This window comes from Tenuifilum thalassicum, from assembly GCF_013265555.1.
Lineage (GTDB): Bacteria > Bacteroidota > Bacteroidia > Bacteroidales > Tenuifilaceae > Tenuifilum > Tenuifilum thalassicum.
This window is the reverse complement of sequence record NZ_CP041345.1, coordinates 1,986,645-2,000,562: the sequence shown is the minus strand read 5'-3', so window position 1 is coordinate 2,000,562 and position 13,918 is coordinate 1,986,645. Positions and strand designations below refer to the sequence as shown.

The 13,918-nt window shown below is 44.3% G+C and carries 8 protein-coding genes and 3 rRNA genes; all 11 read left to right on the top strand.

The genetic code is table 11. The annotated features are described in order from the left end of the window. Positions 1 to 4 precede the first annotated feature (4 nt). The 11 genes from FHG85_RS08440 (at position 5) to FHG85_RS08390 (ending at position 13,624) form a co-directional block, all read left to right on the top strand. Positions 5 to 1,423 (top strand): RapZ C-terminal domain-containing protein, encoded by a 1,419-nt coding sequence (locus FHG85_RS08440; RefSeq protein WP_173074884.1) that lies wholly within the window; start codon positions 5 to 7, stop codon positions 1,421 to 1,423. 123 nt (positions 1,424 to 1,546) lie between these two features. Continuing rightward, positions 1,547 to 2,260, top strand: a complete 714-nt coding sequence (locus FHG85_RS08435) for a nucleotidyltransferase family protein (RefSeq protein ID WP_173074883.1) — start codon at positions 1,547 to 1,549, stop codon at positions 2,258 to 2,260. A 902-nt stretch (positions 2,261 to 3,162) separates the two neighbouring features. Continuing rightward, a complete protein-coding gene (locus FHG85_RS08430) occupies positions 3,163 to 4,458 on the top strand; it encodes a hypothetical protein (protein WP_173074882.1) in 1,296 nt (431 codons plus the stop codon). Beyond that, positions 4,455 to 5,294 (top strand): hypothetical protein, encoded by an 840-nt coding sequence (locus FHG85_RS08425; protein ID WP_173074881.1) that lies wholly within the window; start codon positions 4,455 to 4,457, stop codon positions 5,292 to 5,294. The genes FHG85_RS08430 and FHG85_RS08425 overlap by 4 nt, the downstream gene beginning before the upstream one ends. 1,142 nt (positions 5,295 to 6,436) lie before the next feature. Then, positions 6,437 to 7,954, top strand: a 16S ribosomal RNA gene (locus FHG85_RS08420). Between the two features lie 400 nt (positions 7,955 to 8,354). Further along, a 23S ribosomal RNA gene (locus FHG85_RS08415) occupies positions 8,355 to 11,166 on the top strand. Between the two features lie 76 nt (positions 11,167 to 11,242). Continuing rightward, positions 11,243 to 11,352: ribosomal RNA gene (gene rrf, locus FHG85_RS08410) — 5S ribosomal RNA — on the top strand. The 16S, 23S and 5S rRNA genes sit together here, the layout of an rRNA operon. A 232-nt stretch (positions 11,353 to 11,584) precedes the next feature. After that, entirely contained in the window at positions 11,585 to 12,160 is a 576-nt protein-coding gene (locus tag FHG85_RS08405) for a hypothetical protein (RefSeq protein ID WP_173074880.1), read from the top strand. Next, positions 12,132 to 12,341 (top strand): hypothetical protein, encoded by a 210-nt coding sequence (locus tag FHG85_RS08400; protein ID WP_173074879.1) that lies wholly within the window; start codon positions 12,132 to 12,134, stop codon positions 12,339 to 12,341. Before FHG85_RS08405 ends, FHG85_RS08400 begins: the two co-directional genes overlap by 29 nt. A gap of 460 nt (positions 12,342 to 12,801) precedes the next feature. Continuing rightward, the gene (locus tag FHG85_RS08395; RefSeq protein WP_173074878.1) at positions 12,802 to 13,128 is read left to right on the top strand and encodes a hypothetical protein; all 327 of its coding nucleotides are present in this window, start codon (positions 12,802 to 12,804) and stop codon (positions 13,126 to 13,128) included. Continuing rightward, entirely contained in the window at positions 13,118 to 13,624 is a 507-nt protein-coding gene (locus FHG85_RS08390) for a hypothetical protein (protein WP_173074877.1), read from the top strand. Before FHG85_RS08395 ends, FHG85_RS08390 begins: the two co-directional genes overlap by 11 nt. The last annotated feature ends 294 nt before the right edge of the window (positions 13,625 to 13,918 follow it).

The window sequence follows — 13,918 nt, the reverse complement described above, 5'->3', positions numbered from 1 at the left end:
CGCTATGCCTAATCATACTGATATTCTTAAAGATTTATTTCAAAGTGTTACAAAGGAATTGCCAACTTCAATTGTTAAGCTACCTAAATCGGGCTCTTCTAGAGTTTACTATCGGATACAGTCGTCAAACAAATCATTTATAGGAACCTTTAATGAAGATGTGAATGAGAATTTGGCATTCTCATATTTATCATCGCATTTGGAATCAAATGGCATTCCAGTTCCTAAAATTTTGGCAATATCAGATTGTAAAAGGTATTACATACAAACCGATTTGGGTTCTATTTCTCTCTTAGATAAGATACTGCATCTACCACCCAACGATAATCAATTACTACCAGAACTTAAGAATGTAGTAAAGTTTCTTGCACGGTTCAATGCTAAGGCCTACCACTATATTGATATTAGCAAGTTGTATCCTGTTAAATATTTCGATAAAAAGTCAGCCACTTGGGATTTAAACTATTTTAAGTATTGCTTCCTTAAACCTTCGGATATTCAAATCGATGAAAATAAGTTAGATGATATTTTTGATTATATAGCCGATAAGGTTCTAGATGTTGATAACCAGTTTCTTCAGTATCGCGACTTTCAGTCGCGCAACATCATGTTAACCAATAAAGGCCCATTTTTCATCGATTTTCAATCTGCAAGAATTGGTTCAGGACTTTACGATTTAGCTTCATTCCTTTTTCAGGCAAGGGCCAACTTTAGCAGCGATATCAGGAATAAGCTACTCGAATACTATATTGATGAGCTATCTACTTATCGAAAGATTGATAAATCCGAAATGCTTGAAACGTTTCCGTACATGGCATTGTTCCGTGTGCTACAAACATTGGGAGCTTATGGGTTTAGAGGTTTGGTTGAACGAAAATCACATTTCCTGCAAAGTATCCCTTTAGCATTAAACAACCTAAATCAATTGTTGGAATCAATTAATGATTCAAACCTTATCTATCTTAATGAAATTGCTGCCACTTTAAAACAGCTCTATTCTTATAGTTTTGGTAGCGCTTTTAATGGATTAACCCTTAATGTGTATAGTTTCTCTCTAAAAAAAGGATATCCACCGGTCAATCCAGAGCATGGAGGAGGTTTTGTTTTTGATTGTAGGTTCCTTCCAAACCCCGGCCGGATCGATGAGTTTAAGCCGCTTACTGGATTAGACAAACCAGTAATAAGCTATTTAGACAAAATCGAACAGGTGTCGGATTTTATGAGCCATGCTTTTGCGATGATTAAAGTTGCTATTGATCAGTATATTACAAGAGATTTTAATCATTTATCGGTTGGTTTTGGTTGTACAGGGGGACAGCACCGTTCGGTTTACTGTGCTGAACGCTTTGCCAGAATGGTTAAGGGTCATTTCACTGGTAATAATATTAAGGTGATAGTAAAACATATCGAACTTGAACGATGAAAAAGAAATGCGAAAAGGGGAAGGCAGGCGACTATAAGGAGGATAAGAAATTTCGATGCCAAAAATGCAACGCCTCTTCAAATAAAAAGAAGAAGCTGTGTAAACCTGTTAAAAATTAGCTTAATGAAGGCAATGATTCTTGCGGCTGGTCTTGGTACACGTTTATTACCTTTAACAGAAACAAAGCCTAAGGCGCTTGTTGAAATAAACGGTAAAACACTTTTAGAGATTTGCATTGATAATCTTAAAAAGAATGGATTCAACGATGTAGTCGTTAATGTTCATCATCATGCTCAACAAGTTATTGAGTTCTTATCTAAAAGAGATTTTGGTGTTAAACTGTTTATTTCCGATGAATCCGACCGTTTACTTGATACAGGTGGAGCACTAGTTCATGCAAGAAAGTTTTTAGATGATAACCAACCTTTTCTTGTGCATAATGTAGATATCATTTCTGATATTGATTTAAAAAGATTTTATACGCTGCACATGGAGACTTCGGCTATAGCTACACTGGCAGTTAGCAAAAGGGAGTCGTCGCGTGTTTTTCTTTTTAATAGCAATATGGAGCTGTGCGGTTGGCGGAGTATGTTAACAGGAAAATCAATTATTACAAAAGAGGCAAAAGAGTTGACGGCCTATGCATTCTCGGGTATACATGTTATTTCACCCGAAATTTTCAATTTTTTACCATCGGCTGGCGAATTCTCCATTGTGGATGCCTACCTTAAGATTTCTACTAGTTCAGAGATAAAGGGAGTAGACCTAACTAAAAATAAAGTTATAGATGTTGGTAAACCCCAAAGCTTGGAAAAAGCAGCCAACTTTTTAAGTTGATGTTCTTGCTAAATAACATATATGCCTGGGCGCATTGAAAACAGCAGATGGTAACTCTTAGCTTCCCTAGCAGTGGCTTCGGTGGCTCAGCCGTCGATTTGGGTAATTCTCAATATGTCAATTGCGAAAGAATGTTCTGCGGATATAGTCATCCTGAGCGAAGCGAAGGATCTATTGGAAGGTACATTGGGCTATCAATTCTCGAAACACCAAAAACTAAACACCAAACACGGCTCTTCCGACTCCTTCCGAATGTTTCCGAATCTTTCCGAGTCATTCTTTTAAATTCCTCTAACTTCCTTTAACTTCATCAAATTCCTCAAGAAGAGATGCCTCGACTACGCTCGGCATGACAAAGCATGATTCAAGGATAAAGGACTTAGTCCGGCGAAGACGGATAAAGGTTAAAGGATAAAGATTGACCAGTCCTAAATAAAGTCTACAAAAAATGTAGATATGAATAAAACGATTGCGTTTCACTCAACACCTTCTACGGCTCGGCTTGTCATCCTGAGCGAAGCGAAGGATCTAAAGGTAGGTACACAGGACTATTAATTTTCGAAACACCAAAAACTAAACACCAAACACGGCCCTTCCGAATCATTTCGAATATTTCCGTGTCATTCCGTATAATTCCGTGTCATTCCGTGTCATTCTCTTAAATTCCTCTAACTTCTTCTAACTTCCTCAAATTCCTCCTCAAACTCCACCACCCCTTCAGTGAGAAAAATTTTGTATATTTACCCCAAGGCACAACCGGTAACCTTATGGACTACCCAACCACACCGGCGCTAGCCGACAGGTACACCGCCCTAATCAAAACTCAATGGGACCTCATCCACAACCCCTAGTCCACCACTGGGCTCTTCGACGGTATGGAGGAGGGGGCAATGAAAACTGAGATGACAATAAAATCAGCTGAGACAAATGAGAAAAATATTTTAAGTGGAGGTATACTTAATCTTGAAGGCAGTTTAATTGTAATGAATGATCCTGAAAATAAAATTTTAGTGGAATTATTATGTAATAATGATAAAGCTTTTTCGGTTGAATGGGGTTTTGAGGATCCTAACAATGATAATGCCTTGATGATAGAGGCTTATAATGATGGTATAGTTAAATTAGGAAAAAGAAATGACCCGTTAGCGAAATATTGGTACCAATATCAAAATTATGTGATAACAAGTGATAATTCAGATAATACAACGGCAATATCAAATATAAATAATTTCAAGACTGCCATACTGTTTAATCCATCAGGTGTTGGCGGCGATGATTATATTATAGTGGCAAAAGTAAAGAACTCTGAAGGAAAAGTTATAAAAACTGTAAGAAGCCAAATTCTGAGGGTTGTTAGAAAGATACAATTTGACAAATTATATCACATGAAAGGAGTTAGAAGTTTGTTGCAATATGCATCCTCAGAAAACATACAAAAATATTTTAATAAAGCATTCATTATATACGAAGCCCCGGCTAATAGTATTGAATTAGAGGACAGGTTAAGTGTAAAATACCTTGCCCAGTACGACAGGAACAATGAAGTGACTCATGAATACAAGTGGACAGATATCGCTGCACCTGTTGATTATAATCCACCTATCAGGAAATCAAATGGGAATATTGTGTACACCGAAAAGCTAAGCGAAGAAGAAAAACTTAATTGTAATAGCCAGTCTATAATGGACAAAGCTGACAGCTGGAAAAAAAGGTTGCTGAGATTAAAGAAAGAATGTACGGAAAACTGGAAAAATGACATAAACTTAGCAAACGCAATTGTTAGCGTAAACCGGTATCATATCATGTATGGGAATGATAATGACCCGGATGCTTTTTATAATCCCTTTCAGCCTTGTTCAAGTGTGCCAATAACAATAAATGGGTTTACAACTTATGCTGGTTCTGGTTTATGGATCACTGCCCCGGTAGGTGGTATGAATCTAAACAATGGCATTACGATTATTCTTGAATGGATAACAGGTGATGAGGACATAACCAATGTTATTGCCCATGAGATAGCCCATACAACAAACGATTTTGTAAATGGTCGTCCAATTATGTACAGGGATGAATTTGGACCTGGCGACCATAGCCAAACTAATGGAGAAGGTTTAATGGAACCAAAGCCATTTAGGTATGGGAAAATAATTGATTTTAGTAAAGAAGAAATTAAAATTTTAAGAGGTTACAAGAAATGAAACGAGTATTTTTTGCGATAATTTTTATTACGGTTTGGTGCTTGTCGTATCCACAAAAGAAAGCACCTGATTCGCCATATTATAAAATTACTTTAACAAGTAGTAAAAAAGTTTATTCTTTGGGAGAACCCATTTGGATAACGGTAGAATATTATAATGGTTCTGATTCTGTATGGCAACTGTATCGGCCCGATTCGTCATTTTATAACTCAATTAGTTATAGATGTATTCTTTGGAAGATAAAAGAGGAATGGAACGGTTATGCATTTAACAAAAGCATATTTGTTAATATTGATCCCGATTGCCCTGAATGTGGCTATGCTTTACCTGTAACAGGGGGTAAAATACAGATTAGGCCAAAACAAAAATACTCATTTAAGACTGAGCTCATGGAAGGGTATAAAGAACATGTGTGGATTCTACCCGGCACATATTTAGTTAGATATTTTGATGGTTATGAGGCCATCCGTACGGATACCATTGAGATATGTCTAAAATTTACTGAAAAATCAGTAGATTATTTGCTTCAATGGCTGTTGAATGAAAAAGAAAACAACTCGAATATGGAGTGGATTGTAAAACTATTAGCCGGAATTTATCCGGACTTCAGTAATTACCGGTACCAAAAGGGCGAAAACACTATAAGTTATACCGAGGAACAATCCAGATACAACCAAAGATTAATCGAAGATTTTAAGATGTATTGGGAACAAATCAGGAATACGAAAACTATGGAGGAAATAATTCATTCAATTAACACTGTTCCTGAAAAATATTTTTTGATAGATACGCGCTGGGTGAAAAAAGTAAAAAGCAATTGTATTGACTATGATTGAATTTAAAAAGTTCATTTATTGAAAAATTGTTGTTTATTCAAAGTTTTGTAGCCCCAGTTGAGCCGAGGCTGTAAAAAGCAATAAACGAACCGTGTTCGGCGGCGGTTGTGCCGCCGTCGGATTATCAACAGCAGAGTTTATCCCGCAAAGCGGGACTGCGCATAAGTTTCCACATGTTCGCGCGTATATTTTTTTGGGCGCGTGCGCTCATCTTCTCGCTCACGCGTATTTTGTAATCCATGCGCATTCCACCACAGCACAGAAAAAACGGCATAAAAGCCTGTTCCGACAATGGGTCATGGGCGGGTCGTTGCGTGGGGCAAAGAAAGCGGCGCTGTTTGAGCCATGCCGCAGGCATGGTGAGTTGCGCCGCGCTGCAGACACGACCACGGGGCTCCCATCGGAACAGGCTTTCCCGCTTTGATCTTTTGCTTCTTTTTCATCAAGGCAAAAGAAGGGAAAAACAAACGTGGCCTCGGCAGGCTCGGCCACCAGTAGGCTCAGCTACCACACTCGTAACCTTGGCAGGTTCGGAATAACAAGACGCTTCCGAATCATTCCGTGTCATTCCTCTAACTTCCTCTAACTTCATTATATTCATCCACCAGAGCTGCTTCGGCAACCTCTGGGTGACAAAACGGTTCCCGACTCATTCATTTACTTTATTTACACCATATTCAGAACTTCTTAAATCTCCTAAAGTTTTTCTACCTGACTAGCAGGCCGATAGGGTTCATTTTGAAAAAAAGTGTAATTTTTTTTGCACAATGGCTTGCGTAATTAAAAACGATGCCCTACTTTTGCACCCGCTTTCGGAAGGGAAGCGCCGCGAGGGGGCAAGCAAGAGGGAGGATGAAGGAATTTTGGGCAGAAAAAAAGTTTTGAAACCCCTTGCGCGGAACGAAAAAAGTGCTTACCTTTGCAGCCCGTTTCGGTTAGAGGCGGGGATGTACTGAGAGAGGTAATCCGGACCAGCCCGGAGGGGCGGGTCAGCAAGATAGGATTGAGGGAGTTCTTTGACGCGATGGTACCGAATTAGGAAGTAAGCAGCAAGATAAAGAAGTAAGTCAGCCTGAGAGCGACCCCCGTGGCGAAGAGCCGCGGACGGGGTGGACAGGAAATAAAAAAGGACAGCTTTCTGTACAGCGGAGAGTTTGATCCTGGCTCAGGATGAACGCTAGCGGCAGGCCTAACACATGCAAGTCGAGGGGTAACGGGCGGAAAGCTTGCTTTCCGTGCCGACGACCGGCGTACGGGTGCGTAACGCGTATGCAACCTGCCCCGCACCGGGGGATAGCCCGCCGAAAGGCGGATTAATACCCCATGGTCCCTGGGGCCGCATGGTCTTCGCAAAAGCCCGGTGGTGCGCGGGATGGGCATGCGTGCCATTACCTGCCGGTGCGGTAACGGCGCACCATTGTGGCCATGATGGCTAGGGGTCTGACAGATGGTCCCCCACACCGGTACCGAGACACGGACCAGACTCTACGGGAGGCAGCAGAGGAATATTGGTCAATGGGCGGAACCAGCCATGCCGCGTGCGGGAAGACGGCCCTACGGGTTGTAAACCGCTTCTTCCCTGAAGAATAACCCCGACGCGTCGGGGGATGCCGGTACCGGGGAAAATAAGCATCGAAGGACCCGTGCCAGCAGCCGCGGTAATACGGAGGGATCCGAGCGTTAGTCCGATTTCCATTGGTTTAAAGGCGCAGCGGCGGCCCATCAAGTCAGCGGTGAATGTGGCGGCTCAACCAGTTTCGCCGCCGCTGATACTCGCTGGGCTTGATTCGGTTTGAGGCGGGTGGAATTGTGGTGTAGCGGTGAAATGCATAGATAGGTCAATGAGGAACGCCGATAGCGAAAGGCAAACTCTCGCCGGGCCGCGATCGACGCTTTCGAGGACGAAAGCGTGGGGATCAAACAGGATTAGATACCCTGGTAGTCCACGCCGTAAACGCATGATGATGGCTGCGTTCGTCCGCAAGGGCGAGCGCCCGGAGGAAACCATTGGTCATCCACCTGGGAGTACTGGCCGCAAGGCTGAAACTCAAAGGAATTGATTTGGGCCCGCACAAGCGGAGGAACATGTGGTTTAATTCGATGATACGCGAGAATCCACCTGGGCTCGAACGCGGGGATGCCGGAAACGGTACAGCCAGCAAATACCGCCCGCGAGGTGCCGCTGCATGGTTGCTCGTCACCGTGGTGCCGAGGTGTCGGTTAAGTCCCATGAACGAGCGAACCCTCTACCGCCAGTTGCCAGCGGGTGAAGCCGGGACCGCGGGACTGCCGGCGTGTAAGCCGAGAGGAAGGCGGATGACGTCAAATCAGCACGGCCCTTGCCGTCCAGGGCTACACACGTGTTATAATGGCCGGTACAGGGATGCGACCCCGCGTAGTGGGGAGCGGATCCCGAAAGCCGGTCGTGTCTGGATCGTGGAGTTCGGAACCCGACTCCGTGAAGCCGGATTCGCCAGTAATCGCGCATCAGCCATGGCGTGAATACGTTCCTGCCTTGCGGCCACCGCCCGTCGGGTTGCTGGAGCTTTCGGGTACCCAAGTGGACCGCGCAGGTGAGCGCCCCTTAGGGTAAGACCGCGTGACTGGGGCTAAGTCGTAACAAGGTAGCCGTACCGAAGGTGCGCTGGAATGTCTCCCTTCTGGGGGCCTGCGTTCGCGGGCCGCGGGGAAGAGGGCTGATGGATGCTCGCGCCTGAACGCCTTTCGGCGTCATGGTGTTACCCAACAACGGGGAGTCCCGTAAATTTCACCTGGTTAGAGCGCTACACTGATAATGTAGAGGTCCAGTTCAACTCTGGCGGGACTAGCGCTGAAGGGATGCGATGCGAGGGAACGAAGCTCATCGCATGAGCCGGCGTGCATGACTGCAGGGCAGGAAGAGTCTGGGCAGGTGATGAGGGCGTTCTTTGACGTGGTGGTGGTGAGAAACAGAAAAACCAGAATAGAGAAAGAAGCGAAAGAGTGGTACGCGCGTGGAGCGCGGCGGCCCCGAGCGAGTTAGATTTGAAGGCGCGATACCGGTGTCCGTGGTACCGAAGCCGGGGAAGTGATAAGGGCGCACGGGATGCTCTAGGCTTCCGGAGGCGATGAAGGACGTGATGCCTGCGATAAGCCGCGGGGGAGGTGCAAGTAACCGGTGATCCGTGGATTGAATGGGGCAACCCGGCACGCTGGAGGCGCGCCATCCGGCGCAAGCCGGAGGCGAACCTGCTGAACTGAAACATCTAAGTAGGCGGAGGAGCAGGTGCAGCTGTAACAGTGATTCCTCGAGTAGTGGCGAGCGAAAGGATAGCCCAAACCGAGTGTTCAGGCCGTCTCGGGTAGTAGGCCGCCCATCAGGGATTGAGAAGAAGCGGAACGTCCGGAAAGGCCGGCCGGGTGACAGCCCCACGCGTAAGTGCTCAATGGCACCCCGGAGTAGGGCGGGGGCACGAGGAACTTCTGGTTGTCCGAATCAAAGCGCCGGGACCATCCGGCAGCTAAATACTCCCGAAGACCGATAGCGAACCAGCGTACCGTGAGGGAAAGGTGAAAGCACCGCGAGCAGCGGTGAAAAAGAGCCTGAAACCGTGCGCCTACAAGCGGTCGCGGGTGGAGTCCGGCATAGCCGGATGACGGCGCCTTTGCATAATGAGCCTACGAGCTGCGCCGCGGCCGGCGAGGGCTAACTCCTGGTAAGGGGGTAGCCGAAGAAGGCGTAGTCCTAACAGGGCGTTTAGTCGCACAGGGCAGACGCGAAACCTGCGCATCTACCCATGGCCAGGCTGAAGTGGCGGTAACACGCCATGGAGTGCCTGAAACCGGTAAGCTGCCGAAAGTGTCTTCGGATGAAATTAAAAAGTAGTGAGCGCCAACGTTTTCTGTGAAATAACACTGCACTCCTCGAAATGCCTTTGGGGCAGCCCGATACGCGCGGAGTGCAGAGCCCACTGATTGGGCAGGGCTTCACCGCCTATCAAGCTTCAGACGAACTCCGAACGCCGCGCCGCGGTTTCGGGAGTGAGCCATGTGGGGTGCCAAGGTCCCGCTGACGAGGGAAAGAACCCGGACCGGCGTTTAAGGTCCCCAAGCGTACGCCAAGTCGAGTTAAACGAGCGTGTGCGGCTGCAGCAGATGCCTAGATGTTGGCTTGAAGCAGCCATTCATTCAAAGAGTGCGTAATGCAGCTCACTAGTCAGCATGGCCGTGCGTGGATGATAAAGTGGAAAGGGCGTCAAGCGTACCAACGAAGCCCGGATGCGTGGTAATCACGCGTGTGACATTCCATGTGCGGCGGTGTCAGCCTGGCAGAGGTTTGGTGAGCCACGGAAAAGCAATGTAGGCATGAGTAACGAACAATGCGGGCGAGAAACTCCGCACACCGTAAGGCCCAGGGTTCCCGATCAACGCCAATCGGATCAGTTGCCGACCCAAGGCGAACCCGAAGGGGGGAAGCCGATGGCATCGGGTTAATAATCCCGGGAGCCTGGCGGGTGCCGATCCGGGACGGATCGGCGCGGCGCGCAACGTACCGACGGACATGGTGCGTTGAGCCTTAGCCCACGGGCTAGCGAGCGTGAGGCCGGTCCCGAGAGCCGGAAAGCTATAGCCCCACGGCACCTGTACCGTAAACCGACACAGGTGGCCGGGGGAGAGTATCCTTAAAGGGTGCTCGAGTGAATCAGGCGCCATGAACTTCGGCAAACTGACCCCGTAACTTCGAGAAGGGTCCCCGGCGTGAAGCCGGGCCAGAGAAGCGGCCCCGTGGCGACCGTTTACTAAAAACACATGGCTCTGCCAAACCGCAAGGTGACGTATAGGGCCTGACACCTGCCCGGTGAGCCGGAAGGTTATGTGCTATCCGGCTAGCCCGAGGTGCCTCTGAACCGAAGCCCCGGTAAACGGCGCCGTAACTATAAACGGTCCCGGCGGTAGCGAAATTCCTTGTCGGGTAAGTTCCGACCTGCACGCAACGAATGGTAACGATTCAAGTGCTGTCTCGGCCATGGTTCTCGGTGAAATTCCCGGTGTCGCGGTGAAGACCGCGCACCCGGCAACGGACGGAAAGACCCCGTGAACCTTACTGCGCCTTAGCGCTGGTACTGCGCGTGATGTGTAGATAGGCCGGAGCGCATTGAGCCGGCCCTGCCAGGGGTCGGGGAGCCGCCTCTGAATACGGCCCCGCGCCTGCGGGATTCAATCCGGCAGTAGCCGGAGCATGTCGCTTGGCGGTAGTTTGACTGGGGTGGTCGCCTCCAAAAGGGTAACGAGTACTCCCAGCAGTGCCCCGTAGCGAATGGTAACCGCGGAGTGCACGCACAAGGGCGCTTGACTGCGAGGCCAGCATACAAGCCGAGCAGGTGCGAAAGCAGTGGCATAGTGATCCGGTGGTTCCGCACAAAGGGCCATCGCCTCAAAGGATAAAAGGTACTCCTGGGGATAACAGGCTGATCGCCGCCACACTACATCGACGCGGCGGTTTGCACCCCCTCGATGTCGCTCGTCACATCCTGGGGCTGGAGAAGGTCCTGCGGTTCTGGCTGTCTGCCGATTAAAGGGCACGCGAGCCTGGGTTCAGAACGTCGTGAGACAGTTCGGTCCCTATCTGTTGTATGTAGAGGTCTGCGGGGCCCTGGCACTAGTACGAGAGGACCGTGCTGGACGTACCGCTGGTGTACCTGTTGTGGCGCCAGCCGCACTGCAGGGTAGCCACGTACGGACGGGATAAGCGCTGAAAGCATCTAAGCGCGAAGCCCCCCCCAAGATGAGGCCTCCCTGAGGGTCGTGGGAGACTACCACGTTGATAGGCTGCAGGTGTAAGGCCGGCGACGGTTTTAGCCGAGCAGTACTAATAGCCCGAGACTTCCCCGGCGCGGTGCGGGTCACCGCGCCGCGCGCTCACCACCGCCACGTTCACGATATCACCCCTGGGATCAGGGGAACAGGTCTTGGGTGGCTACAGCGGCGGGGATCACCCCTTCCCATTCCGAACAGGGCAGTTAAGCCCGCCAGCGCCGATGGTACTGCGTAACAGCGGGAGAGTAGGTCGCCGCCCCCCTTTCGCCACGTCCAGCTCTTGGGCGTGGCTTTTTTTATTTATATACCATTCAATTTTTTTCTGCTATATATTATCGCTTTTCTTCCTTCTTATTTGTTATTTAATAGGTTTGAAACTTGAACCTTTATTGAAAAAATAGAATAATATTCAGTTCAAAGTTCATTTTTGATAATTTTAAAAAATTTATAAATTGCAAAACAATAATTTATTAAATAGTGTAAAGAATACAGTTATGAATAAAAGGTTGAATTTATTTCTTTATTTATCTGCTTCTTTGATCGCTATATTCTCTGTTTTTCCTATTCTGTCTTTTAGCAGTAATTGGGAAATACGAAATCCATTATTTAGCTCGTTTTTCAGCATTTCTATCTCGTTGCTAATTCTATTATTTTTTTTAGCAATTACAGTTAAAGCATTTATTGCTAAGAAAAAGAGATGGATGAAATATATTTTATCTATTCCTTACACTTTAATAATTGCACTGAGTGTCTATAATTATATAGTAAATATTGGAAGACTGGTTGCTGTTTATACTATTATCTTTTCTGTTGTTGTACTTTTTGTTTTATTTGTTGTAAATAAACAAATCGTTAATAAGGTTATTTTTATAATTCATTCTATCTTATCTGTTGTTTTATCATCTATAATTTTTTATTATTCAATAAGTCATGTAAAGAGAGACATTGTGAAGGAAGATACCTGTTTGTTATATAAAAAGACAAATGGTAATATAAAGATTGTAATGCAAGGAAATAATGATTACATTATTTTATTTGATCTTGGATTTATTAGGAAAAAGAGGGTTTAATGGAGACTTACCTGATGGGAAATGGAATGTTTATGGTGAAAACGGATCAGTGATTGCACAGGTAACAGTAGAACGAGGAAAAGTTGTTAAGAGACAAGATGTAGCCGGAGGGAATACAATATTAGTAAAATCGGTTTATGATATAATTACTAACCTAAAAGAAAAATATTACTTTTATTGATGGAAATTATACGCTAAAAGCCCTATAAAAATCACTAATTGTTCTAATATTAGTTTTAAATCGTTCCCTGGTAAAGGAAGAACAAATATAATTTCTAATAATAATTCATGTTTTTTGATTGAATCGTCTTCTAATATTAGATTTAGTAATATAAACTTTTCCTCCTTTTTCTGATAATATTATCAAAATAAATAGGTCCAAAAATATAGAAATAACTAATTGTAATTTTAACTGTAATAAATTAACAAAAGTTGGGATTGATGTAGATGAAAAATCATTAGATGTTAGCATTAGTGAAAATAAATTTCATGATCCTTTGTTATATTCTGTGAGGTGTTTCTCAGGTTCAGTAGAGATAACTGGTAATCAATTTCTAAATACTATTACTTCAAGTCGATTTAATTCTGTTTTACTACGTGATAAGCGTTTTGACGAGAATACGTTTGTTTTTCTAATTGAAATGGCATTAAAACGTAAATATGGTAATTTGTCTAATACTTTTAAGGATGATGAACATTTTGAAGCATATGATATTTATCATGTTTATGATGCGTCTGATTTGTTATATTACTTTAATTACGATAAGGTAATTGATGAATTTATCTCTAGCAATTATTGTTCTGACTGCAAATGTAATTACAACTTTTGTAGTAATTTAATAGAATTAATTACAGGTAAAGGGATTGTTGTTGATCAGCCTTATTCTGGTGATAAGTGGTGCTTCAGAAACGATAATATCCCAAAATATTCTTTCGTTAATCCTGAGTTTTTACTGGTTGAAAAATAAAGTTGATTTAAAACCAGATTATTTAATTGATGGGGTTAGTTGTAGAGTGTTATATAATTATTTATTTAAAAATCTTGCCAGAAAATACTATGTTGTATATAGGCTGCTTCAGAAATCTGATAAAAAAAATCAACTCGTAAAAAGGTATAAGTATTTTTGCGATTCACCAGGCCTATCAAAAGACATATTCCTGTTTTTGTATCATGAATATAAAAATACATATTCGCCAATTGTTGACGAAATGTACATTGATAGTGATATACAATCGGAGAGCAATTTGGACTTAGGAAAGTTTTATGAGAGATCTAAAGTTGATTTATATAATACCAAAATTTATATAGATGAGAATAGTAAAATATCAGCAAGAACTTTAACAAAAATATTATCATTTTGGCTAAGGCGTGAGATCGATGGCTCTTCAAATGCCATTTTTGAGACTTTGGACTATTATTTAGAAAGTTTTGATAATGAGTGGTTAAACTCAAAAAAGATTTAAATAGTTAGAAATGTGTTGATACAGGAGTATTAAAGGATTGTTTTCCATAATTTTTGCTCTATAAAACTCATAATATTTTGAAATTTATAGAAGTAGTATTCTATCTTAAATAAATCCTCAAAAATTGAAAAGAAAATATTGTAAGTAGAAGAAGTAAACATGATTGGGGTGATTTGTTTATTGTATAAGCATGATAATCAGTTTTTATGTTGATATTATTAAAAGTCCCCTTAATAAAAAACTATTTTTAAGCTGTGATTCAGAGGAAGTTGATCCGCTTTTCTTTAAGTACTC

Coding starts and splice junctions, on each gene's coding strand:
- FHG85_RS08440 (WP_173074884.1), top strand. CDS start 5: ATGCCTAATCATACTGATATTCTTAAAGATTTATTTCAAAGTGTTACA.
- FHG85_RS08435 (WP_173074883.1), top strand. CDS start 1,547: ATGAAGGCAATGATTCTTGCGGCTGGTCTTGGTACACGTTTATTACCT.
- FHG85_RS08430 (WP_173074882.1), top strand. CDS start 3,163: ATGACAATAAAATCAGCTGAGACAAATGAGAAAAATATTTTAAGTGGA.
- FHG85_RS08425 (WP_173074881.1), top strand. CDS start 4,455: ATGAAACGAGTATTTTTTGCGATAATTTTTATTACGGTTTGGTGCTTG.
- FHG85_RS08405 (WP_173074880.1), top strand. CDS start 11,585: ATGAATAAAAGGTTGAATTTATTTCTTTATTTATCTGCTTCTTTGATC.
- FHG85_RS08395 (WP_173074878.1), top strand. CDS start 12,802: ATGGCATTAAAACGTAAATATGGTAATTTGTCTAATACTTTTAAGGAT.